The organism is Actinophytocola gossypii, from assembly GCF_025165815.1.
Taxonomy (GTDB): domain Bacteria; phylum Actinomycetota; class Actinomycetes; order Mycobacteriales; family Pseudonocardiaceae; genus Actinophytocola; species Actinophytocola gossypii.
The window spans coordinates 36,184-58,686 of the sequence record NZ_JAFFZE010000032.1 but is presented as its reverse complement, the minus strand read 5'-3'; the positions used below and the strand labels follow the sequence as shown (position 1 = coordinate 58,686).

The window sequence follows — 22,503 nt, the reverse complement described above, 5'->3', positions numbered from 1 at the left end:
GCCGTGACTGACGGAGCACACGCGCTCATCGACCAGCTCACCGAGGACTTCGTCGAGTTCGACCCGCCGGCCGAGCCGTTCGGCCCGAGCGGCCCGCTCGACTGGGACGGCTACGACCTGTCCCGCGCACGCGCGACCGAACGCACCGGCACCACCGAGTCCGCCATCTGCGGCCGAGGCACCGTCGGCGAAACCCCCGCCGTGCTGATCGCGTTCGAGTTCCGCTTCCTCGGCGGCTCCGTCGGCACCGGCACCGGCGCCCGGATCGTGCACGCCTTCGACCACGCCCGCGTCCACGGTCTCCCCGTCGTGTCCCTGGTCGCCACCGGCGGCACCCGGATGCAGGAAGGCGTCCTCTCCCTGCGCCAGCTCCAGCTCATCACCCGCGCCGCCGTACGCCTGCGCGAGTCCGGCCTTCCGCACGTCGCCGTCCTCCGCGATCCGGCCACCGGCGGCGTCTGGGCGTCGCTCGGCGCCGGGGCCGACATCGTGCTCGCCCTCGACGGCGCGCAGATCGGTTTCGCCGGGCGTCGTGTCCGCCGGCCCGAGCACGCCGACGATCCCGCCTACACCGCCGCCGCCCAGCACGCGGCCGGTCACGTCGACGAGGTGCTCACCGACCTCCCCGCCCGCCTCGCCGAATGGCTCACCCTCCTGCGCGGGACCCCGGCCGATCCGGTCGAGATCCCACGCGCGCTCGGCGCCCTGACCCCGGCCACCGACGGCTGGCACGCCGTCCGACGCGCCCGCGCCCCCGCGCGCCCCCGCGCGACCGCCTACCTCGACGACTACTTCGACACCCGCCTGCCGATCCGCGGTGACCGCGCGGGCGGCGTCGACGACGGCATGCTCTGCGGCATCGGCCGCCGCCACGGTCACTCGGTCGCGTTCGCCGCCCAGACCGGAACCGCGACCACCCCGGCCGGGTTCCGCACCGCGAGCCGTCTGGTCCGCCTGGCCGACCGGCTCGGCCTGCCGGTCCTGACCCTCGTCGACACCCCGGGCGCCGCCGCGGACCCGGACGCCGAGCGTGCCGGAGCCGGCCCAGCCATCGCCGAGCTGTTCGCCGCCGTCGCGGCCGCCCGGGTGCCGGTGACGACCCTGGTCATCGGCGAGGGTGGCTCCGGCGGCGCGCTCGCCCTGTGCTCGGCCGACCGCGTCTGGATCACCCCGGACGCCTACTTCTCGGTCATCGCCCCCGAACTCGCGGCGGCCATCCTCAAACGCCCCCCGGCCGACGTCCCCGAGCTCGCCGGCCGGCTCAGGCTACGCCCCGAAGATCTCCGCGAACTCGGCGTCGTCCACGGAATCGCCGGCCCGTAACTCGAACGGGTACTACCCGCCGTTACCTTTCCGACCAGCGGAACCCCGCTCGCCGTCCCAGCCCGGCCGGGACCAGTCTCCTCCCCGGGGCGTAGCCGAGGACCCCTGCCGTACCGCCGCCGGCGTCGCCCGCGCGGCCCCACCGGGCGTACCGCCGCACACCGTCGCTCACCCCCGCTACGCAGGGAAGATGCCGCCGCCCAACGGACGCGACGCACCCCTCTCGCAGGCCAGTCTTGTTGCGGAGCGAGAGGAGACCACAGATGACCACGATGCAGGAGCGACCCGCCGAGCAGGCGCCGCGGACCGAGCCCCGACCGAACCTGATCGCCCGCACCGAAGCCGCCCTCGGCGACCTCGCCGGCCGCATCGGCCTACCGGCCCTGCGCCTGACGCTGGCGATCACGTTCCTCTGGTTCGGCGCACTCAAGATCACCAACGACACCCCGGTCGCGGAGTTCGTCGACAACACCGTGAACTGGATCCCGCTGCTCGACGGCGGCTGGTTCGTGCCGTTCCTCGGCGTGGTCGAGGTCCTGCTCGGTGCCGCGCTGCTGTTCGGCCGCGGCCTGCGGGTCGTGCTGCCGCTGCTGTTCGCGCACCTGACCGGGACGTTCCTCGCCTTGATCACCCAGCCTGAGGTCACCTTCCAGGGGGGCAACGTGCTGATGCTGACCACGGAGGGCGAGTTCGTTATCAAGAATCTGATCCTGCTCAGCGCGATCCTGGTGCTCTACGGCGCCCAGCGCCGCCGCGCCGCCACTCGCTGAGCGGTGAAAACAACCGCTGACCTGCCAGAACGCCGCGCACCATCCAGGTGTGCGGCGTTCTCAGTTTTCCCTCAGCCGGCTCAGGGCAGTATCGATGTCGACGACCGAGAAGGGGGACAACGATGCGAGTCAACGAGCTGGTACGGCGCTCGACGCTGCTGGTACCGGTGGGCGCGGGCGCCGCGCTGGTCCGGGCGGGCTGGCAGGTGCCGGCCGCGCTCGGCGGCCGCCCGGCGGGGGACCGGTTGGCCCGGATGCGCGCCTCGCCGAACTACCGGGACGGCGCCTTCCACAACACGGTGCCGGCCAACGTCACACCGCCGACCGGGGCGCTGCGGGACATGGCCTTCGGTGCCGAACGACGACGTCCGACCGCCCCGGTGCCGTTGGTCAGACCCGACTTCACCACCCGTCCGGACGGCTTACGCGTGAGTTGGTTCGGCCACGCCACCGTGCTGGTCGAGCTCGACGGCCGGCGGATCCTGTTCGACCCCGTGTGGAGCGAGCGGGCCTCGCCGTCCGCCGTGCTCGGCCCACGACGGCTGCACCCGGTGCCGGTGCCGCTGGAGGACCTGCCGCCGGTCGACGCCGTGGTCATCTCGCACGACCACTACGACCACCTCGACATGGCCACGATCCGGCGGAGTGCGGCGCTGTGGCCGGAGGCCAGGTTCGTCGTCCCGCTCGGCGTCGGCGCACACCTCGAGCGGTGGCGGGTCCCGCCGTCCCGCGTCGACGAACTCGACTGGACCGAGACGGCCACCGTCGGCGGCGTCGAACTGACCGCCACCGCGGCCCGGCACTTCTCCGGCCGGCTCAGACCGGGCGGCAACGGGACCCTGTGGGCGTCGTGGGTGGTCGCCGGCGCCGGGCAGCGCGTGTTCTACACCGGTGACTCCGGCTTCTTCGACGGCTACCGCGAGATCGGCGAGCGGTACGGCCCGTTCGACGTGACGTTCATCCAGATCGGCGCCTACTCGCCGTACTGGCCGGACATCCACATGACACCGGAGGAGGGCGTGGCCACCCACCGGGCGGTCGGCGGCGGCCTGCTCGTGCCGGTCCACTGGGCAACGTTCAACCTGGCCATGCACGCCTGGTCCGAACCGGTCGAGCGCTTGCTCACCGACGCCGCGCGGCACGACGTCCAGGTCGCGGTCCCACGACCCGGTGAGCTGTTATCCGTCGCCGACGCACCCGACCCGGACGGGTGGTGGCGAAAGATCGCCTGATCGCGTACGTCGTCACTCACGGTTGTGCTCTACCTAGGGGCTAAGTAGAGTTGCCCAATGCCTGGGGAGAGCTCGCCTCCACGGATGACGCTTCCGACCCAGCGCGTGCTGCACGCGCTGCTGGAAGACCCGTCACGGGAGATGTACGGACTGGAGATCTGCGCCGCCGCCGGCCTGCCGAGCGGCACGATCCACCCGATCCTCGCGCGGTTGGAGAAGGTCGGGTGGCTGCGCAGCCACTGGGAGAACATCGATCCCCGAGAGGAGGGCAGGCCCCGCCGGCGCTACTACCGGCTCGACCCCAACGGCATCGCGTCCGTCCAGGCCGCACTGGCCCGCGCCGACGCCACCGTGGCGCGGCTTCGGCTGCGTCCCGGACTCGCGGGGAGTGGCGGCCAGTGATCGGCGTGCGGCTCCGCTACACGGTTTCCGGGCTGGTCCTGCGTCTCCGCGCCCTGGTCCAGTTCGAGGTGTCCCCGCAGAGCGGCCGGCACGGCGAGGTGTTCCGCGCCATCGGCATGTCCTTCGCGGACACCCGCTCGCGCGGACGCGCCCGCGTGCTCGCGACCGTGCTCGGGCAGTCCTACGTCCGCGCGCGCCTGCTGGCCCACTCGATGTCCCGGCACATGGGCACCGGCCGCCACCGCCCGAAACACCTCGCCGAAGCGGACCTGATCAGCGATCGCCTGACCGCGTTGTCCGAAGTGGACGACCCGTGGGAACTGACCTTCGCGATAGCCCGCGTCCGCGACCTGGCCGCCGGAATCCCCAACGCGACGGCCCTCACCCGCACCCTGGCCGACGCGCACGACATAGCCCGCGACCTGGCCCTGTCCGGCGCGGAGGTGTCCACCGGCGTGCTGGTGCTGCACCTGAATCCGCTGTCCCGCGTCCTGCTGTCGATGTCGGTGTTCCTGCTACCGGCCGAACACCGCGACCGCTTCAGCGCCGAGTTCCGCGCCGAACTGTACGACCTACGCCCGTCCCGCCGCCGACAGATCCGCTACGCCGCAAGGCAACTGCGCTACGCCCTCGTCCTCCGCCGCTCCCTCCGCCAAGCCAACGGCCACCCCGAACGCCGCACCGACACGTAACCGACGACCACCACACCCGCCACCAGAACCGACAAGCCCGACGAACCCCCGGTACGGGCTCCATCCGTCAGGTCCGGCGGGAGCGGCGAACGGACACGTAGATCACGAACGCCACCACCGGCGACAGCACGGCGACCCCGCTCGACGCCACCACCAGCACCGTCAGCCCGCCCGCCCGTACCGCCTCGCCGTCCACCGCGTGGACCGGAACCGTGTCGCCCGGTTGCTGGGCGAACGACAATTCGATCTCGCCGGTGTGTTCCCGCCCGCCGACGGTCCAGCGCGCCACACAGTCGTCGTCCGGTTCGCCGGTTTCCTCCTCGCAGCGGGTGATCTCGGCCGTCGCCGGTTCGCCGCCCACGTACGTCAACGACTCACCGACGTACGCGAAACCGAACACGATCGCGCTCAGCAACGCCCCGACGCCCAGGAACGCCAGCGTCACCAGCACCACCCCAGGCCGGTGATCGACGATCGCCTTCACCACCGACACCACGACGAGCACCAGCCCGGCCAACGCGCCGAGGAACCCGGACACCAGTTGCGCCGTCCCGGAACTGAACATCCACACCACGAGCGCCACCAGGCATGCCGTTCCCGACAGCACGGTCACCCACCAGCGCCCGTCCGTGCCAACCCCGTTCACCACCGCGCCACCTCATCCTTCGGTTTCGTTGCCGCGCCCGGCATGGATCATCGCGCAGACCGCAGGCACGCGGAAGCTCGATCATCGCGCCGACCGCGCCGACTCGCGCCGACTCGCGCTGACCGAGCCGACTCGCGCTGACTGAGCCGACTCGCGCTGACTGAGCCGACTCGCGCCGACTCCGCCGACTCGCGCCGACTCGCGCTGACCGCGCTGACCGCGCCGACTCCGCCGACCGCGCCGACTCCGCCGACCCGCGGGCTCGCGCGTCTCGTGACGTGCGGACAACCGCCGGGTAGGCGCCTCGAGCCGATCCGCGGGTACTCGATCATGCCCTGTCGGCGTCCTGGCCGCGAACCCGTCGGGACTACGGGCTCGTGTCATCTTCCCGTGCCGGAACGTGTCACGCTGAGCACGGTCGCGACGACGCGAACGGTAGGAGGTGTGAATGAGGCGCCACGGCAGCGTGCGCTCGGTCCGCGACCCGGTGACCATCGGGGTGCACCGGGCCGTCGGCGGCACCCCGCCCTACGTCCGCCGCGACCGTCACGACGAGCTCGTCGACCTGTTGCGGCCCGGTCGGTTCGCGCTGGTCGTCGGGGACGCGGCGGCGGGGAAGTCCCGGCTGGCTTGGGCGGCGACGTCGGCGGCGCTCGGCCGGCACCGGCTGTTCGCGCCCGCCCCGACCGACCTCGCCGCCACCGTCGCGGAGATGGCGACCGCCCGCCGCGCCGTGCTCTGGCTCGACGACCTCGACCGGTTCCTCGACGTCCTCACCCCGGGCACGCTCGACGACCTCCTCGTCGGCGGGCACCGGGTGGCCGTCGCGACCATGCGCCGGCACGAGTACGAGCTGCTGACCACCGAGTCCGACCGCACCCTCGCCGAATGCCGTCACCGCCTGCTCGCCACCGCCGAGCTGATCCACCTCGCACCGGCGTTCTCGGCGGCCGAGCTGGCCCGCGCCCGCCGAGTCCCGGCGCTCGCCGACGCCCTGGCGCACACCGACCGGCTGCCCGAGCACCTCGCCGGCGGACCCCGTCTGCTCGCCCGCTGGCGCGACGGCACCCACCCGCGCGGCGCCGCGCTCGTCTCCGCCGCCGTCGACTGCCGCCGGGCCGGGTTCCGCGGCCCGCTCCCGGTCGCACTGCTCGACGAGGTGCAAGCCCGTTACCAGCCCGGAGAGTCCACAGCGGACGCCTGGGCCTGGGCGACCGAGCCCGACCCGTCACCCCTGCTGGCCCGCGACGGCGACACCGTCACGGTCTTCGACTACCTGGTCGACCACACGCAGCGCACGCACCCGTTCGACCCGGTCCCCGACGAGGTCCTGCGCACCGCACTACGCCACGCCGGCACCACCGACGCCCGCTCCATGGGCCACGCCGCCGGCCGGGCCGGCCGTTACCAACTGGCGCTCGAGATGCACGCCCGCACCCTCGACGACCCCATCGACACTCCGGCCGACCTCGTCGAGAACCTCAGCCGCCGCAACAGCCACGCCGCCATCCTCGGGCACCTGGGCCGGCACGAGGAGGCGCTGGCCTGCCACCGCGACGTCCTCGACGCGCGCCGCCACCTGCTCGGCCCCGACCACCCCGACACCCTCGTCAGCCGCACCAACGTCGGCGTCGCGCTCAACGCGCTCGGCCGCTACGAGGCCGCGCTGACCGAGCACCGCGGCGTGCTGTCGACCCGCAACCGCCTGCTCGGCCCCGACCACCCGGACACCCTGACCAGCCGCGACCACGTGGCCGCCGTCCTGAACAACCTCGGCCGCCAGGACGAGGCGCTCACCGCGCACCGCGCCGAGCTGGACGCGTGTGTCCGGGTGCTCGGCGCGACGCACCCGGACACTCTGGTCAGCCGGCACAACCTGGCCGCGGTCCTGATGGGCATGGGCCGCTTCCGCGAGGCGGCGACCGAACTGCGCGACGTGCTCAGCTCCCGCCGCCACATCCTCGGCCCGGACCACCCCGACACCAGGACCAGTCGCACCGAGCTGATCGCGGTCATGCTCGAGAACGCCCGCTACGGCTAGGTCGCCTCGCCGGTGAGGCCGAAGGAGCGCAGCTTCATCGTCGCGCCGACGGTGCCGACGCCGACGAACACCGCGGCGACGATCATCGCGGTGACCACGGGGACGGTGTCGTTGAGCATGTCCGACTGCGCGATCGCGTTGGCGAAGGACGTGGCGTGCTGCTGGACGCTGAACACCCGCGCCCCGTCCACGAAGCCGACCAGCAGGTTCTCCCACAGCATGATGTAGACCAGCCCCACCGCCACCGGACGCTTGCTGATCACGCTCAGCGCAAGGAACAGCGCGCAGTACGCGAGCGACCCCAGCAGCGCCCCGGCCACCAACCCCACCGCGAGCGCTCCGGACCCGGCGATCAGCGCCGACACGGCGAGCGGAACCCCGGTCGCCACCGTCGTCACCAGCCAGGCCACGCACAGCTTGGACAGGATGATCTCGCTGCGCGGCAACGGTTTCGTCAGCAGGTGCGTGATCGTGCCGTCGTCGATTTCCAGGCCGAGCACGCTGCTGCCGACGATCAGCGCGGTCAGCGGCAGGATCACGCTCAACCCGAGGTTGCCGAACACCGTCGGGCCCCATTCGGACGCCTCGACGCCGGACGCGGTCGAGCCGATCAGCGTCATGCCGATCAGCACCAACGGCATCGGCAACAGCAGGAGTACTCGCCGCCGGCCGAGCAGGGCCCGCGCGGTCAGTGCCATGACAGTCGTGTTCATGCCGCCACCAGGTAGGAGAAGACCTTCTCGAGGGATTCGTCGGCCGGCAGGACGCTGGTCAGCCGGATGCCGGACTTCTTGGCCAGCTTCGCCAGTGCCCGGGTGAACGTGCCGTAGTCGCTCGCGTGCACCTGCAGCGCGCCGTCCGCCATCGACACGCCGGACACCGACTCCTGTCCGATCAGGACGGTCGCGAGGCGGCGGTCGTCGGACGAGGAGATGGTGAACACGTGCGGGCGGTTGGTCATCAGCCGCCGGATGTGCCGGTAGTCGCCGGAGGCGGCCAGCCGGCCGGACACGATCACCTGCACCGTGCCGGACAGCTGCTCGACCTCCTCCAGGATGTGCGAGCTGAACAGGATCGTCCGGCCCTCGTCGGCCATCCGGTGCAGCAGCTCCATCATGTGCATGCGCTGCCTCGGGTCCATGCCGTTGAACGGCTCGTCGAGCAGCAGCACCGTCGGGTCGTGCACCAGCGCGGCGGCGACCCGGGTGCGCTGGCGCATCCCCTTGGAGTAGGTCGAGATCTCCCGGTCCTGCGCGGACTCCATCTCGACGATGCCCAGCGCCGCGCGGGTCGCGGCCCGCGGGTCCGGCAGCTTGTGCAGCTTCGCCGAGGCGAGCACGAACTCCCGCGCGGTCAGGAACCCCGGCACGCTCTCCCGCTCGGTGACCAGGCCGAGCTGCTTGTACATGTCCGGGTTGCGCCACGCGGCCTCGCCGCCGACCGTCACCGTGCCCTGCGACGGCGCGAGCAGCCCCGCCATCAGGTGCAGCACGGTCGTCTTGCCGGCGCCGTTCGGGCCGAGCAGGCCGGTGAGGCCGGGGTTGACGGTCAGCGTGACGTCGTTGACCGCGACCACGTTGCCGTACCAGCGGGACACCGAGTCCAATTCCACCGCGGTCATGGCTTCACCTTCCGATACCGCAAGAGCGTGCACGCCGTGCCGACGGCGATGACCAGGAGCGAGACGAGGCCGTACACCGCGCCGTACGGGCCGACGTCGAAGACGCCCCCGTCGAACAGCCAGCGGTCGACGCCGTTGAGCAGGTTGACCGGGTTGATCAGGCCGGCGAGCTGGCCGCCCGCGTCCTCACTGAGCGTCTGCAGGATCGCGCTGATCGGCGCGGTCAGCAGGCTCACCGCGATGATCATGCCGGTGGCGAACACCCGGCGGCCGGTCAGCGACGCGAACGGCAGCGCGATCGCGGCCAGCACGGCCGCGTGGATCGCCGCGGCGGCGAGGCCGGCGAGCAGCCCGCCGAACTCCTCGATCACCCCGGCGAACCCGTTGTCGGTGCTGAACGCCATGCCGAGGAACAGCACCACCATCGGCCCGGCGAACATCACGAACGTCGCCGTGGCCAGTGCCGCCAGCTTGGCCAGCGCGTAGTCGCGGGGCCGCAGCGGGCGGGACAGGTACAGCGCGACCAGGTTGTTGCGCAGGTCGGTGGACACCAGCTCCGGCGCGACGACCGCGACGAAGACCGTGGCGGCGTAGGTGAACGTCGACGCGATGCCGACGTAGTCGATCACCTCGATCGGCAGCTGGGTGTTGACCACGACGAGGATCAGCGCCGCGATCGACGCCGCCGCGAGCAGGCCGATCGGCAGGACCTTGGCCCAGGCGCTGCGGCCGAGCCCGTAGGCGGCGCGCACGTTGCGGGTGAACAGCGACCGGGTCGCGTAGCCGCGGCCGAGCCGAGGCCCCTCGTAGCGTTGGTAGCCGATGTCGTGGATGACACCGGTGGGTGTGTCAGGCATGCGTCGCCTCCGCGGTGGGCAGGTCCCGGAACAGGTCGGCGACCTGGTGGCGGTGCTGCTCCAGCCGGTGCAGCGACAGGTCGAGCTCGGCGACCGCGTCCCGGATCAGGTCGTAGGTCTCGTCCGGCTCGCCGCCGATGCGCACCATCAGCGAGCGCTTGTCCTTGCGCACCTCGAGCCCGTGCCGGCCGAGGAACTCGGCGAGGTCGGCCGGGTCCTCGTCGATCTCGACCATGAGCAGGTCGCTGTGCTGGGTCATCGACGAGAGGGTCGCCGAGCGCAGCAGCCGGCCGGCGTCGATCGCGACCAGCGAGGTGCAGATCCGCTCGATCTCGCCGAGCAGGTGCGAGCAGACGACGACCGAGATCCCGAACTCGCTGCCGATCCGGTGCACCAGGTCCAGCATGGCGCGCCTGCCCTCCGGGTCGAGCCCGTTGGTCGGCTCGTCCAGCAGGAGCAGCTCCGGGTCGTGCACGAGCGCCTGCGCGAGCTTGACCCGCTGCTTCATGCCGGTGGAGTACCCGCCGATGCGGCGGTAGCGCTCCTCGTACAGGCCGACGTGGCGCAGCGTCTCCGACGCGCGCTCGCGGGCCGTCGCCGCCGGCAGACCGCTGACTCTCGCCATGTGCGTCACGAACTCGGCCGCGATCACGTCGGGTGGCAGGCAGTCGTGCTCCGGCATGTAGCCGACCCGAGCGCGCACCGCCTCCCCGTCGGCGATCGGGTCGTGCCCCAGTACGCGGATGCTGCCGCCGGTGGGCGCCAGCAGACCGAGCGCGAGCTTGATCAGCGTGCTCTTGCCGGCCCCGTTCACCCCGACCAGTCCGACGATCCCCGGCTCGATCGCCACGGAGAGGTCGGCGAGCGCGGTGACCTTGTCGTCGTATCGCTTTTCGAGCGAGTCCGTCTCGATGAGAACCACGCCACAGACACTATGGGGACGCCGCCCCGGCCGGCATCCGGCCCGCTCCCTGAAATCGCCCCTTAGGGGTCAGGGCGGTCAGGCGCGGTCGACGGGGATGTGGGCGCCGCTGATGGTGGAGCTCTCGGTGCCGGCGAGGAACAGGATGGTGCGGGCGATGTCGGCGGGGGCGACCCAGTCGCGGCGGTCGGAGTCGGGCATGGCCTCGCGGTTGGCGGGGGTGTCGATGACGCCGGGGAGTACGGCGTTGGCGCGTACGCCGGCGTCCGCGTACTCGACGTTCAGGGCGTCGACCAGGGCGAGGATGCCGGCCTTCGACGTCACGTAGCCGGCGGCGCCGGCGAACGGGCGCTTGGCCGCGCGGCTGGACATGCACACGATCGACCCGCCGCCGGACTGGACCAGGTACGGCAGGGTCGCGTGGCAGGTCAGGTACGTCGCCCGGAGGTTGAGCAGCAGCTGGTTCTCGAACTCGTCGATCGGGGTCTCGTGCACCCGCCCGCCCGCGGCGAAGCCGCCGACCAGGTTGACCACCGCGCGCAGCGGGGCGTCCGCGTTGGACGCCGCGGCGGCCGCGCACTCGAGGGCGGACTTCTCGTCGAACAGGTCGGCGCGGACCAGCTTGAGCCGGGGGTGCTTCGGCATCCGGGTCAGCTCGCGCTCGACCACCCACGGCACCACGACCCGCCAGCCGGCGTCGAGGAACGCGGTCGTGACCGCGACCCCCAGCCCGCCGGTACCACCGGTGACCAGCGCGGACCTAGCCATGTCAGACCTCCAGGAGCTTGTCGCGCAAGCGTTTGGCGTCCCGCGCATCGAAGCCGTGCTCGGCGAGCCAGCCCAGCACGCCGCCGTGGTCGCTGTCCAGTCGGGCCAGCAACCTGTCCATTGTGGCCGCTCGTGGACGGTGCTCCTCGGCGGGCAGGCGGTCGACGTCCTCGGCGTAGGTCGGCGAGGAGCGCAGCCGGTCGAGGACCCGGTCGATGCGCTCGGCGGTCGCGGTGTAGTCGGCCACCACGACCTCGCGCCGCACGCCCGCGACGCTCAGCGCCAGCGCGACGACCACGCCGGTGCGGTCCTTGCCGGCCGCGCAGTGCACGAGTGCGGCCCCCGGCGCGTCCGCGATCGCGCGCAGCGCCCCGACGATGCTGTCCGGACGGTCCTCCAGGTAGCCGAGGTAGAACGCCAGCATCAGGTCCGACGCGTCCCGCTCGCGGGCCCGCCGCCGGTTCAGCGCGAGCGCGTCGGCGGCGGCGTCGGTCATGCCCTGGCTCTCCGGGAGGACCGACAGGTGCAGGTGCCGCACGTGGTCGACGGCGCGCAGCGGCCCCGGCCCCTCGGAGGTGACCTCGGCGTGGCTGCGCAGGTCGATCACCGTGCGTACGCCGACCTCGTCGACCAGGCGGGTGACGTCGGTGGGGGAGAGGTCCTGCAGGTTGTCCGAGCGAACGAGCCGCCCGGGCACCGTGGAACCACCCCCAACCGTGGGCAGTCCACCGACGTCCCGCACGTTCACCGCGTTCTCGAGCTCGATCCAGGCCACGCCGCCATCTCACCAGATCCGGCGATCACCCACACGGGTGGCGAACCTCACGTGCTCAGCGGCCGGCCTCCGGACTCCCGTCCCGCGCCGCGTGCGCCCCGCCCGCCGGTGAGACCGGCCTTCATGGGTTTCCTGCCTTTCACTCGGTACCGAGGTGGTACGCGCGGCGCTGTCCGACCAGCCGCCGCGCGGCTTCCTGGGCCGCCCTCGTCGCGCGCAGCACCGCGTGCGCGAGGGTCGACGGGTCCATCCGGGACACGACCGACGCGTCGAGGGCGACCTCGACCACCGCGCCCGTGCTGTCCACCGAGACCTCCACGACGCCGTGGTCGTCCCGCGCGGTCAGCACCCGGCCGGCGAGGTCGCGTTACAGCGCGAGCAGTCCTCGTTCCGCGCGTTCGGCGTGTGCGGCCAACTCGTCGCGGGATCGGATCGGCACGCCGGGCCAGGCGGCCACCGATCCCGTGGAGTTCCCGGAACGTTCCGGGAACGCGGGGCCCGTGCGCGCGGCACGGGCGTCCGATCCGAGGTGCGGCCCGCCGCCCGTTGTCGCGCGCTCCGAGTGGGTACGGGCGTCCGCTCTCGCCGAGCGCGGGGTCACCGAGCCGGTGGACGACGAGGGGACGGTCCCGGTCCTGGTGCCGGCGTTCGAGGTGCCACCGGGGGCCTGGGAGACCGCCGCCCGAAGCGCGCACGTGCCGGAACCGCGCTGCGCGGACCGCCGCGCCCGGCCGCGCTGCGTGCCGGCGATCTGCTGCGCGCTCCGGTGGTGATTTGCCGGCGGGTCGGCCGGTGTGACACCGTTGCTCCGTGACGGTCGTGAGGACTGCTAAGGACCAGGGGACCGGCCGCCGCGTTCTGCTGGTCGTCGGGTTTCTCCTGGTCGCGGCCAACCTGCGTCCGGCACTGACCTCGGTCGGGCCGATGCTCGAGACGATCCGCCAGGACATCGGGCTCACCGCGGGCGAGGCCGGGTTCATCGGCACCCTGCCACTGCTCACGTTCGCGGCCGTCTCGCCGCAGGTGCCGCGACTGGCCCGGCGGTTCGGCGTCGACCGGATGCTGCTGGTGGCCATGGTCGGGCTCGTCGCCGGCATCGTGCTCCGGTCGCTTCCGGTGCCGGGGCTGCTCTGGACCGGCACGGTGTTCCTCGGCGCGGCCATCGCCGTCGGCAACGTGCTGATGCCGAGCATGACCAAACGGGACTTCCCCGACCACGTCGGCGCGGTCACCGGCGTCTACACCGCCGTCATGGGGATCGTCGCCGCCGCCGCGGCCGGGGTCGCGGTGCCGCTGGCCGGGGTGCTGCCCGGCGGTTGGCGTGCCTCGCTCGGGTGCTGGGCGGGGCTCGCACTGGTCGCGATCGCGCTGTGGAGCCCGCAGCTGCGTCGCCGGACCGAGCCGGAGCCGGTGACCGACCGGCCGAGGGCGCCGTGGCGGGTGCCGCTCGCCTGGGAGGTCTCGGCGTTCATGGCGCTGTCCGCCTGCGGGTTCTACACGATGGTCGCCTGGTTCCCGTCGATCGTGCAGGACACCGGGCGGAGCGAGGAGTACGCGGGCTGGATGCTGTTCGTCTACCAGATGATCGGCGTCGTGATGAGCCTCGTGCTGCCGCTGGTGCTGCGGCGGCTGCCGGATCAGCGGATGATCGCGGCGGGCGGGTCGGTGCTGGCGATGGCGGGCTACCTGGGGCTGCTGTTCGCGCCCGAGCTGGCGCCGGTGTGGGCGCTGGTCACCGGGACCGGCGCGGGCACCCTGTTCTTCCTCGCGCTCGCGTTCTTCAGCCTGCGCGCGGCGGACCCGCGCTCGTCGGCGTCGCTGGCCGGGATGGGGCAGGCGATCGGGTACCTGTTCGCCGCCGTCGGACCGGTGGCGATCGGCGCGCTGCACGACGCGACCGGCGGCTGGCGGGTGCCGCTCGCGGTGCTCGCCGGGGTCGCGGCCGTGCACACTGTGGTCGGGCTGCGCGCCGGACGGGACGCGCACGTGCGGGTCTGAAGGGAGCGTCATGCGCCTGCTGGTGATCGGTGGCTGCGGCTCGGTCGGGTCGATCGTGGTGCCGCACCTGGCGCGGCGGCACGAGCTTCGGGTGCTCGACCTGGCCGAGCCGAAGGTCCCAACGCCCGGCGTGGCCTACCACACCGGCGACCTGCACGACGTCGACCTCGTCGCGTCGCTCGCCGAGGGGGTCGACTCCCTGGTGTTCATGGCGATGGGGCCGAACGCGGACTGGGGCACGCCGGAGACCGCGCGGGCGCACCTGGACGTCGCCGTGCCCGGCATGTACGCGGCGCTGACCGGCGTACACCGGGCAGGGGCCACCCACATGGTCTACACCAGCAGCATGTCCGTGTACGCGCACCCGCTCTACGGCGCGGACCCCGGCCCGGCGCCCCGCGACGACGACCGGCTCGGCCGCTACCCGGACGAGTCGACGCCGCCGGACGGGTACGACTTCTACGGGCTCGCCAAGCGGCTCGGCGAGGAGGTCTGCCGCAACGCGACGGTCGCCTGGGGGATGGACGCGGTGTGCCTGCGGCTGTGCTTCCCGGTGCCCGACGACGCGTGGCCCAAGGACGGCCCGGCGATGCAGCGCGCCATCTCCACCTCGGCCCGCGACGTGGCCGCCGCGATCGAGGCCGCCCTCGCCCGCCGCGGCCACGGCTTCGACTTCTACGCCATCAGCGGCGACGGCGACGAACGCACGATGAGCCTGGCCAAGGCGAAACGAGAGCTCGGCTGGGCGCCGATGGACAACACCGGGAGCGTCGGATGACCCTCGTTCCCGGTTTGGTCTCCGTCACCTTCCGTCAGCTGAGCGTTCCCGAGATCGTCTCGCTCGTCGTCGGGGCCGGGCTGCGGGCGGTCGAGTGGGGCGGTGACGTGCACGTTCCCGACGAGGTGGCCGCCCGGGAGACCGCCGCCCGGTGCGCCGACGCGGGGATCGAGGTCAGCGCGTACGGCTCGTACTACCGGGCCGGGGCGGGCGGCTCGTTCGACGACGTGCTCCGTACCGCGGTCGCGCTCGGGGCGCCGCGGGTTCGGATCTGGGCGGGGCAGCGCGGGTCGGCGGCCGAGACCGACCGGGCCGCCGTCGTCGCCGACATCGCCCGGGTGGCCGCGCTCGCCGCGAGCGAGGGGGTCACGGTCTGCCTGGAGTACCACGCGAACACCCTCACCGACACCCTGGAGTCCACTGTGGAGCTCCTGGCCGAGGTGCCGGCGGCCCGCCCGTACTGGCAGCCCCCGATCGGGTCCTCGGCCGCCGACGCGCTCACCGCGGTGGAGACTCTGCGCCCGGTCACCGCGCACGTGTTCTCCTGGACCGACACCGGCGACCGGCTGCCCCTCGCCGCCCGGGAGTCGATGTGGCTGCCGGTGCTCTCCGCCATGGGCGACGGGCACGCCCTGCTGGAGTTCGTCCGCGACGACGACCCGGCCGCGTTCGCCGAGGACGCCGCCACCCTGCTGCGCTGGCTCGGCTGAGCCATCCGTGGACGCGCCGGCGGCTCACCTGCGACCCTGATCGCATGGCGACGAACGTGGAGGCGTTGCGCGCGGCCGGGGTGCGGCTGGTGGAGCTGTCGTTCGTGGACAACGCCGGGATCACCCGGGTCAAGACGGTGCCCCTGGAGCGGCTGGACGCGGCGGTCTCGGCCGGGGTCGGGGCGTCGCCGTGTTTCGAGGCGTTCGGGGCGGACGACGTGATGGTGGCGGGGGAGTACCTGGGCGGCCCGGACGGTGACCTGCGGTTGGTGCCGGACCTCGACCGGCTGGTGGCGTTGTCGGCGATGCCGGGCTGGGCGTGGGCGCCGGCGGACAAACTGACCAAGACCGGCGAGTCGTTCGTCGCCTGTCAGCGTGCGTTCGCCGCTCGGCAGGAGGCAGCGGCCGTGCGCCGGGGGCTCACGCTGCGGATGGCGTTCGAGCACGAGTGGATCCTCGGAACCGGTGACTTCACCCCGGCGTTCGACGGCCCGGGCTACGGGCAGATCCGGCTGGAGCACGTCGCCGGGTACGCGGTGGACCTGGTCGACGACCTCACCCGCCAGGGGCTCGCGGTCGAGCAGTTCCACCCCGAGTACGCCACCGCCCAACTGGAGGTGTCGGTCGCGCCGAACGGCCCCGTCGGTGCCGCGGACGACGCGGTGCTGGTCCGGCACACGGTCCGTTCGCGAAGCCTCGCGCACGGCTGGCGGGCCACCTTCGCACCCAGTGTCGACCCGGACGGCGCGGGCTCCGGCGCTCACCTGCACCTGTCGGTCCACGACGACGCGGGCAACACGTTCGCGGCGATGCGGCCGCCCGGCGAGGCGTTCCTGGCCGGCCTGCTCCGCGAGCTGCCCGCGCTGCTGGCGATCGGCGCCGGGCACCCGGCGAGCTTCCTGCGGCTGCGACCCTCCCGCTGGGCCGGCATCTGGCAGAGCTGGGGGCACGAGACGCGGGAGACCGCCCTGCGCGTGATCGCCGGCACCGAGGAGTCGGCCAACGCCGAGCTCAAGTGCTTCGACGGCACCGCGAACCCGTACCTGGTCGTCGGCTGCGTGATCGCCGCGGGGCTGGCCGGGATGGCCGACGACCTGCGCCTGCCGCCTCCGGTCACCGGCGACCCGGCCCTGCTCGACGACCCCGGGGCCGCCGGCGTCCACCGGCTGCCGAGGTCGGCCGAGGCGGCGGCCGACGCCCTCGCCGCGTCGACGGTCCTGGCCGACGCCCTCGGCCCCGAGCTGCACGACGCGATCCTGACCGTGCGACGTGCCGAGGCGGAACGCTGCGCCGACCTGGACCCGCACCAGCTGGCCGCCGCGACCCGCTGGCGGTGGTGATCCGATGGCCGCGACCGACGACGTGCCGCTGATCGACCAGCACTGCCACGCCGTGCTCGCCCGTGACCCCGAACCGGCCGAGTTCGCCGGCGGGCTGACCGAGGCGGCCGCCGCCGGCACCCGTGACCGGTGGCACTCCTCGCTCGGGCTGGCCGTGCGCCGGTGGTGCGCGCCGCTGCTCGACCTGCCCGCGCACGCCGCGCCGGAGGACTACCTGGAGCGCCGCGCCGAGCTGGGTTGGCGGGAGACCACCGACCGGCTGCTGCGCGCGACCGGCGTGGAGCACTGGTTCGTCGACACCGGCTACGCACCGTCCCCGGAACTCTCGCCGGGCGAGGTGTGCGGGCGCGGGCACGAGGTCGTCCGGGTCGAGCAGGTCGCCGAGAGCACGGCCGGGCACGGCGCGCACGGCCTGCTCGACGCGTTCCGCGCGGAGCTGCGGGACCGGGCACGCGACGCGGTGGCGCTGAAGACCGTCGTCGCCTACCGGTCCGGGCTCGACGTGCCGGGCGAGTGCCCGTCCGACCGCGACGCGACCCGCGCGGCCGGCGAGTGGCTCCGCTCGGGCGGGTCGCGGCTGACCGACCCGGTGCTGCACGCCTGGGTCGTGCACGAGGCCGCGCGGGTCGCCGCCGAACTGGGCCTGCCGCTGCAGTTCCACACCGGGTTCGGCGACGAGGACCTGCACCTGCGCGAGGTCGACCCGCTGCTGCTGACCGACTTCCTGCGCACCACCCGGGCGAACGTGGTGCTGCTGCACTGCTGGCCGTTCCACCGCAACGCCGCGTACCTGGCGCACGTGTTCGACCACGTGTCCGTCGACATCGGACTGACGCTCCCGTTCGTCGGCGTCCGCGCGGACGACGTGCTCGCCGAGGCGCTGGAACTGGCCCCGTTCGACTCGGTGCTCTACTCCTCGGACGGCAACGTGCTGCCCGAGCTGCACCACCTCGGCGCCGTGCTGTGGCGGCACCACTTCGGCCGCCTGCTCGACTCCTGGCTCGCCGACGACGTGCTGGACGCCGACGCTGCCGAACGGCTCGCGTACGCGGTCGGCGCGGGCAACGCCGCCCGCCTGCACCAGGGCGTCAGCCCCACACCTCGCTAGCGACCTCGACGATCAGCGCCAGCTTGGCGACCTGCTCGTCGTGGGTCAGCACGTTGCCCTCCACGGTGGACGAGAAGCCGCACTGCGGGGACAGGCACAGCTGCTCCAGCGGAACGTACTTCGACGCCTCGTCGATCCGCCGCTTCAGCTCGTCCTTCGACTCCAGCTCGCCGCGTTTGGTGGTCACCAGGCCGAGTACGACCATCTTCCCGGGCGGCACGAACCGCAGCGGCGCGAACGAGCCGGACCGGGGGTCGTCGTACTCCAGGAAGAAGCCGTCCACGGCCAGCTCGGAGAACAGGGCCTCGGCGACGAAGTCGTAGCCGCCCTCGGCCGCCCACGACGAGCGGAAGTTGCCCCGGCACATGTGCGTGGTCACCCGCAGGTCGTCCGGGCGGCCGGCGAGCGCGGTGTTGATCTGCCTGATGTAGCGCAGGTGCTGGTGCTCGGCGTCGTCCCCGCGCGCGGCGAGCTGGGCGCGCTGGTTCGGGTCGTTCAGGTAGGCCAGGCTGGTGTCGTCGAGCTGGAGGTACCGGCAGCCCAGCTGGTAGACCCCGGCCACCTGCTCCGCGTACGCCTCGGACAGGTCCGCCCAGAACAGGTCCTCGTCCGGGTAGACCGTCGGGTCCAGCGCGGCCGGGCCGCCCCGGTAGTGGACCATGCTCGGCGACGGGATCGTCAGCTTCGGGGTGACCGCGTCGCCCGCGACCTCGCGCAGGAACGTGAAGTCGTCGGCGAACACGGTCTCGGTCAGCCGGACCGGGCCGTCCACGTGCAGCGCCGCCGAGCTGAACTCGATCACCCCGTCCGGGTTCTCGAACCGCACCTTGATCGACTCGTCGTCGGACCGGCCGATGCCGCCGAGCCGGTAGATGAAGTCCATGTGCCAGGACGTGCGCCGGAACTCGCCGTCGGTCGCCGAGCGCAGCCCGGCCTCCGCCTGCATCGCGACCACCTCGCGGATCGCGGTGTCCTCGGCCGACCGCAGCTCCTCGGCGGAGATCCGCCCGGCGGCGTGGTCGTCGCGGGCGGCCAGCAGCGCGGCCGGCCGCAGCAGGCTGCCCACGTGGTCGGCGCGGAACGGGGGAACCTCGGTGGGACTCATGTGACTCCTTCCGGGAAGGGGAGGCCGACGTAGTTCTCCGCGAACGACGTCGCGGCCGCGGTCGAGCTGGTCAGGTACCGCAGCTGGGACAGTTGCAGGCGGCGGGTGAACGGGTCGCCGTCCGGCGCCAGGTGCAGCACCGACGTCATCCACCACGAGAAGTGCTGTACCCGCCAGATCCTGGCCAGACACGTGGCCGAGTAGGCGTCCATCCCGGACTCGTCGCCGTCGGCGAAGAACCGGCCGAGCGCGGACGCCAGCACGGCGACGTCGACGACCGCCAGGTTGAGGCCCTTCGCGCCGGTCGCCGGGACGATGTGCGCGGCGTCGCCGGCGAGGAACAGCCTGCCGTGCCGCATCGGCTCCACCACGAAGCTGCGCAGCGCCGTCACCGACTTGTCCACGATCGGACCCTCGGTCAGCTCGAACCCTTGGTCCCGGCCGAGCCGGACGGCGAGTTCCTTCCACACGCGACTGTCCGGCCAGGACTCGGCGGACTCGTCCGGCGCCACCTGCAGGTACAGCCGGGTGACCGTGGGGGAACGCATGCTGTGCAGCGCGAAACCCCGGTCGTGCGAGGCGTAGATCAGCTCCTCGGCCGACGGCGGCGCCTCGGCCAGCACACCCAGCCACGCGTACGGGTACCCGTGCTCGTACTCGCGCAACGCCCCGCCCGCCGCCGGGCGGCTGACCCCGTGGAAGCCGTCGCAGCCGGCCACCACGTCGCAGCGCAGCTCGTGCTCCCGGCCGTCGTGCACGTACCGCACCACCGGCGCGTCCTCGACGCCCTCGACGGACACGGCGGGCGCGTCGAACCACAACGGCCGGCCGGTCGCCAGCCGCGCGGCCACCAGGTCCTTCACCAGCTCGTGCTGGCCGTAGATGGTCAGCTCGCGGCCGGACAGCTCGGACAACGGCACCCGGTGGCCGACCCCGTCGAACAGCAGCTCGACCCCGTGGTGCACCAGGCGTTCCCGGTGCAGGCGATCCGCGAGACCCACCGACGTCAGCAGGTCGACGCTGCCCTGCTCCAGCACCCCGGCCCGGATCCGCCGCTCGATGTGCGCCCTGGACTGCCGCTCCAGCACCACCGAGTCGATGCCGCGCAGGTGCAACAGGTGCGCCAGCAGCAGCCCGGCCGGGCCGGCACCGATGATCGCGACCTGCGTGCGTTCCATCAGAACGGGTACTCCGGGATGTCGCCGCGCACGGTGATCCAGCGCGAGTCGGTGAACGCGTCCAGGTTCGCCGAGCCGCCGAACCGGGCGCCCGTGCCGGAGTCGAGCACGCCGCCGAACGGCGCCACCGCCTCGTCGTTCACCGTCTGGTCGTTGATGTGCACGATCCCGGTGGGGATCCGGTCGGCCAGCGCGAGCCCGCGCATCGCGTCCCCGGTCAGGATCGACAGGGACAGCCCGTACGCGCTGTCCGCGGCCAGCGCCACCGCCTCGTCGACGCTCGCGAACCGCACGACCGGCGCCACCGGCCCGAACACCTCGTTGGCGTAGGCGGGCATGCCGGGGCCGACGTGGTCGAGCACGGTCGGCCGGTAGAACAGGTCCTCGTACGAACCGCCGGCCAGCAAGGTCGCGCCGGCGTCCAGTGTGGACGTGACGAGCGTGTGCACCTTGTCCCGCTGACCGGCGTCGATCAGCGGGCCGAGCGCCACCTCGCCGGCCGCCGGGTCGCCGACCGGCAGCGCCTTGGCGTGCTCGGCCAGGGCCTCCACGTAGGTCGACGCGACCCGCTCGTGCACCAGGTGCCGCCCGGTGGTCATGCAGATCTGGCCCTGGTGCAGGTAGGAACCCCACGCCGCCGCCGACACCGCGCGGTCCACGTCCACGTCGTCCAGCACGACCAGCGCCGAGTTGCCGCCCAGCTCCAGGTGCGCCCGCTTGAGGTGCCGCGCGGCCAGCTCCCCGACCCGCCGGCCGACCTCGGTCGACCCGGTGAACGACACCACCCGCACGTGCCGGTCCTCGACCAGCGCCGTGCCCGCGTCCGCGCCACCGGGCAGCACGTGCAGCAGCCCGTCGGGCAACCCGGCCTCGGCGAGCAGCCGCGCGATGGCGAACCCGCCGCTCACCGGCGTGCGCACGTCCGGCTTGAGCACCACCGCGTTGCCCAGCGCCAGCGCGGGCGCGACCGAGCGGATGGACAGGATCAGCGGCACGTTGAACGGCGAGATCACCCCGACCACACCGACCGGGACCCGGCGCAGCAGCGACAGCCTCGGCTCCGTCGTCGGCAGCAGCTCACCCGGCGGCCGGGACGCCAGCGCGGCCGCCTCGTAGCACTCCTGCGCGGCCACCCCGACCGCGAACGCGGCGAGCCCGGGCACCGCGCCGGTCTCCCGGATCACCCAGTTCCGCAGTTCGTCGGCATGCTCCTCGACCAGCGCCCCCGCGCGGCGGAGCACCCCGGCCCGGTCGGCGTAGGTCGCCGCGGCCCATTCGCGCTGAGCCGAGGCGGCGGCCGCGCAGGCGTCGGCGACATCGGCGGCGTCGGCGACGCCGGTGGTGCCGAGTTCCGCACCGGTGGCCGGCGCGACGATCGGCGCGCTCCCACCCCGCGGCTGGGTCCAGCCCCCGCTGTACACGCTGCCGGCGAACACGCCGGGGTCGAGCAGTCCGCTCATCGGGTTCTCCCTTCGAGCTTGGCCTTCTGGATCTGGGCGTAGACCAGGCCGCGCAGCTCGGTGAACCGAGGGTCGCTACGAGTGGTCAGCTGGTCGCGTTCGGCCGGGAGGTCGATCACCAGGTCGTCGGCCACCCGGGTCGGCGAGGCGGTCAGCATGATCACCCGCTGGGACAGGTACACCGCCTCGTCGATGTCGTGGGTGACGAACACCAGGGTCACGCCGAGCCGCTGCCACACCGAGCGGATCAGGTCCTCCAGGTCCGCGCGGGTCTGCGCGTCGACGGCGGCGAACGGCTCGTCCATCAGCAGCACCCTCGGCTGGTACGCGATCGCCCGCGCGATCGCCACCCGCTGCTGCATCCCGCCGGACAGCTGCCACGGGTACGCCTGGTGCGCGTCCCCGAGGCCGACCGCGTCGAGTGCCTCGGTCACCAGGTCACGCCGCTCGGCCCTGGCGACCCCGGCCGCGCGCAGCGGCAGGTCGACGTTGTCGGCGACCCGCAGCCACGGGAACAGGCTCCGGCCGTACTCCTGGAACACCACCGCCAGCCCGTCCGGCGGCCCGGTCACCGGTGCGCCGGACAGCGCGACCGTGCCCGAGGTCGGCGGCAGCAGGCCGGCGCAGCAGCGCAGCAACGTGGTCTTGCCGCAGCCGGACGGGCCGACTACGCAGACGAAGCTGCCGCCCTCGACGGTGAAGGTGAGGTCGCCGATCGCCTCGACCCGGCGCCCGCGTCCTGTGTAGACCTTGGACAGTCCGTTGACGGCAAGCATC

The 22,503-nt window shown here is 73.1% G+C and carries 23 protein-coding genes and 1 pseudogene; 12 read left to right on the top strand and 12 right to left on the bottom strand.

Annotation, left to right across the window (positions count from 1 at the left end; all coding sequences use genetic code 11):
* Nucleotides 1–3: 3 nt before the first annotated feature.
* The 5 genes from JT362_RS34130 to JT362_RS34110 all read left to right on the top strand — a co-directional run bounded on the left by JT362_RS34130 (nt 4) and on the right by JT362_RS34110 (nt 4,419).
* The gene (locus tag JT362_RS34130; RefSeq protein ID WP_375546597.1) at nt 4–1,323 is read left to right on the top strand and encodes a carboxyl transferase domain-containing protein; all 1,320 of its coding nucleotides are present in this window, start codon (nt 4–6) and stop codon (nt 1,321–1,323) included.
* A 263-nt stretch (nt 1,324–1,586) separates the two neighbouring features.
* Nucleotides 1,587–2,093: a DoxX family membrane protein gene (locus JT362_RS34125; protein ID WP_260196055.1), complete on the top strand. Its 507-nt coding sequence runs from the start codon at nt 1,587–1,589 to the stop codon at nt 2,091–2,093.
* Between the two features lie 122 nt (nt 2,094–2,215).
* The gene (locus tag JT362_RS34120; protein WP_260196054.1) at nt 2,216–3,325 is read left to right on the top strand and encodes an MBL fold metallo-hydrolase; all 1,110 of its coding nucleotides are present in this window, start codon (nt 2,216–2,218) and stop codon (nt 3,323–3,325) included.
* Nucleotides 3,326–3,409: 84 nt separating this feature from the next.
* A complete protein-coding gene (locus tag JT362_RS34115) occupies nt 3,410–3,727 on the top strand; it encodes a PadR family transcriptional regulator (RefSeq protein ID WP_260196053.1) in 318 nt (105 codons plus the stop codon).
* Nucleotides 3,724–4,419, top strand: coding sequence for a hypothetical protein (locus JT362_RS34110; protein ID WP_260196051.1), 696 nt, complete (start codon nt 3,724–3,726; stop codon nt 4,417–4,419). Before JT362_RS34115 ends, JT362_RS34110 begins: the two co-directional genes overlap by 4 nt.
* A gap of 67 nt (nt 4,420–4,486) precedes the next feature.
* On the opposite strand, the gene JT362_RS34105 is transcribed toward JT362_RS34110, so the two are convergent.
* Nucleotides 4,487–5,068 (bottom strand): hypothetical protein, encoded by a 582-nt coding sequence (locus JT362_RS34105; RefSeq protein WP_260196050.1) that lies wholly within the window; start codon nt 5,066–5,068, stop codon nt 4,487–4,489.
* A 445-nt stretch (nt 5,069–5,513) separates the two neighbouring features.
* Between JT362_RS34105 and JT362_RS34100 the strand changes: the two genes are divergently transcribed.
* Nucleotides 5,514–7,106 carry a tetratricopeptide repeat protein gene (locus tag JT362_RS34100; RefSeq protein WP_260196049.1) on the top strand — a complete coding sequence of 531 codons (1,593 nt, stop codon included), beginning with the start codon at nt 5,514–5,516 and terminating at the stop codon, nt 7,104–7,106.
* Here JT362_RS34100 and JT362_RS34095 read toward each other — a convergent pair.
* The 7 genes and pseudogenes from JT362_RS34095 to JT362_RS34065 form a co-directional block, all read right to left on the bottom strand.
* A complete protein-coding gene (locus tag JT362_RS34095) occupies nt 7,103–7,819 on the bottom strand; it encodes an ABC transporter permease (protein WP_260196048.1) in 717 nt (238 codons plus the stop codon). The two genes, JT362_RS34100 and JT362_RS34095, sit on opposite strands and share 4 nt — an antisense overlap.
* Nucleotides 7,816–8,727 (bottom strand): ABC transporter ATP-binding protein, encoded by a 912-nt coding sequence (locus JT362_RS34090; protein WP_260196047.1) that lies wholly within the window; start codon nt 8,725–8,727, stop codon nt 7,816–7,818. Before JT362_RS34090 ends, JT362_RS34095 begins: the two co-directional genes overlap by 4 nt.
* Complete coding sequence (locus JT362_RS34085; protein ID WP_260196046.1) at nt 8,724–9,584, bottom strand: hypothetical protein; 861 nt, start codon at nt 9,582–9,584, stop codon at nt 8,724–8,726. Before JT362_RS34085 ends, JT362_RS34090 begins: the two co-directional genes overlap by 4 nt.
* Nucleotides 9,577–10,506, bottom strand: a complete 930-nt coding sequence (locus JT362_RS34080) for an ABC transporter ATP-binding protein (protein WP_260196045.1) — start codon at nt 10,504–10,506, stop codon at nt 9,577–9,579. Before JT362_RS34080 ends, JT362_RS34085 begins: the two co-directional genes overlap by 8 nt.
* 78 nt (nt 10,507–10,584) lie before the next feature.
* Nucleotides 10,585–11,274, bottom strand: coding sequence for an SDR family NAD(P)-dependent oxidoreductase (locus tag JT362_RS34075; RefSeq protein ID WP_260196044.1), 690 nt, complete (start codon nt 11,272–11,274; stop codon nt 10,585–10,587).
* A 1-nt stretch (nt 11,275) separates the two neighbouring features.
* Nucleotides 11,276–12,049, bottom strand: a complete 774-nt coding sequence (locus JT362_RS34070; protein WP_260196042.1) for a tyrosine-protein phosphatase — start codon at nt 12,047–12,049, stop codon at nt 11,276–11,278.
* Nucleotides 12,050–12,188: 139 nt separating this feature from the next.
* Nucleotides 12,189–12,401 (bottom strand): annotated as a pseudogene (locus tag JT362_RS34065) (YbaB/EbfC family nucleoid-associated protein); the annotation flags it as partial.
* 148 nt (nt 12,402–12,549) lie between these two features.
* On the opposite strand from JT362_RS34065, the gene JT362_RS34060 reads away from it, so the two are divergent.
* From JT362_RS34060 to JT362_RS34035, 6 genes are read left to right on the top strand one after another with little or no spacing between them, the layout of a single operon-like run.
* The gene (locus tag JT362_RS34060; RefSeq protein ID WP_260196040.1) at nt 12,550–12,822 is read left to right on the top strand and encodes a hypothetical protein; all 273 of its coding nucleotides are present in this window, start codon (nt 12,550–12,552) and stop codon (nt 12,820–12,822) included.
* Between the two features lie 46 nt (nt 12,823–12,868).
* A complete protein-coding gene (locus JT362_RS34055; RefSeq protein ID WP_260196039.1) occupies nt 12,869–14,047 on the top strand; it encodes a CynX/NimT family MFS transporter in 1,179 nt (392 codons plus the stop codon).
* 10 nt (nt 14,048–14,057) lie between these two features.
* The gene (locus JT362_RS34050; RefSeq protein ID WP_260196037.1) at nt 14,058–14,825 is read left to right on the top strand and encodes an NAD-dependent epimerase/dehydratase family protein; all 768 of its coding nucleotides are present in this window, start codon (nt 14,058–14,060) and stop codon (nt 14,823–14,825) included.
* Nucleotides 14,822–15,535: a sugar phosphate isomerase/epimerase family protein gene (locus JT362_RS34045; RefSeq protein ID WP_260196036.1), complete on the top strand. Its 714-nt coding sequence runs from the start codon at nt 14,822–14,824 to the stop codon at nt 15,533–15,535. Before JT362_RS34050 ends, JT362_RS34045 begins: the two co-directional genes overlap by 4 nt.
* Nucleotides 15,536–15,579: 44 nt before the next feature.
* A complete protein-coding gene (locus JT362_RS34040; protein WP_260196035.1) occupies nt 15,580–16,875 on the top strand; it encodes a type I glutamate--ammonia ligase in 1,296 nt (431 codons plus the stop codon).
* Nucleotides 16,876–16,879: 4 nt separating this feature from the next.
* Complete coding sequence (locus tag JT362_RS34035; protein ID WP_260196033.1) at nt 16,880–17,983, top strand: amidohydrolase family protein; 1,104 nt, start codon at nt 16,880–16,882, stop codon at nt 17,981–17,983.
* Here the strand turns inward: JT362_RS34035 and JT362_RS34030 are convergent.
* From JT362_RS34030 to JT362_RS34015, 4 genes are read right to left on the bottom strand one after another with little or no spacing between them, the layout of a single operon-like run.
* The gene (locus tag JT362_RS34030; protein ID WP_260196032.1) at nt 17,964–19,088 is read right to left on the bottom strand and encodes a 5-methyltetrahydropteroyltriglutamate--homocysteine S-methyltransferase; all 1,125 of its coding nucleotides are present in this window, start codon (nt 19,086–19,088) and stop codon (nt 17,964–17,966) included. The two genes, JT362_RS34035 and JT362_RS34030, sit on opposite strands and share 20 nt — an antisense overlap.
* Nucleotides 19,085–20,266: a 4-hydroxybenzoate 3-monooxygenase gene (locus JT362_RS34025; protein WP_260196031.1), complete on the bottom strand. Its 1,182-nt coding sequence runs from the start codon at nt 20,264–20,266 to the stop codon at nt 19,085–19,087. The genes JT362_RS34030 and JT362_RS34025 overlap by 4 nt, the downstream gene beginning before the upstream one ends.
* Nucleotides 20,266–21,726, bottom strand: coding sequence for an aldehyde dehydrogenase family protein (locus tag JT362_RS34020; RefSeq protein ID WP_260196030.1), 1,461 nt, complete (start codon nt 21,724–21,726; stop codon nt 20,266–20,268). The genes JT362_RS34025 and JT362_RS34020 overlap by 1 nt, the downstream gene beginning before the upstream one ends.
* Nucleotides 21,723–22,502, bottom strand: coding sequence for an ABC transporter ATP-binding protein (locus JT362_RS34015; RefSeq protein WP_260196029.1), 780 nt, complete (start codon nt 22,500–22,502; stop codon nt 21,723–21,725). The genes JT362_RS34020 and JT362_RS34015 overlap by 4 nt, the downstream gene beginning before the upstream one ends.
* Nucleotide 22,503 lies beyond the last annotated feature (1 nt).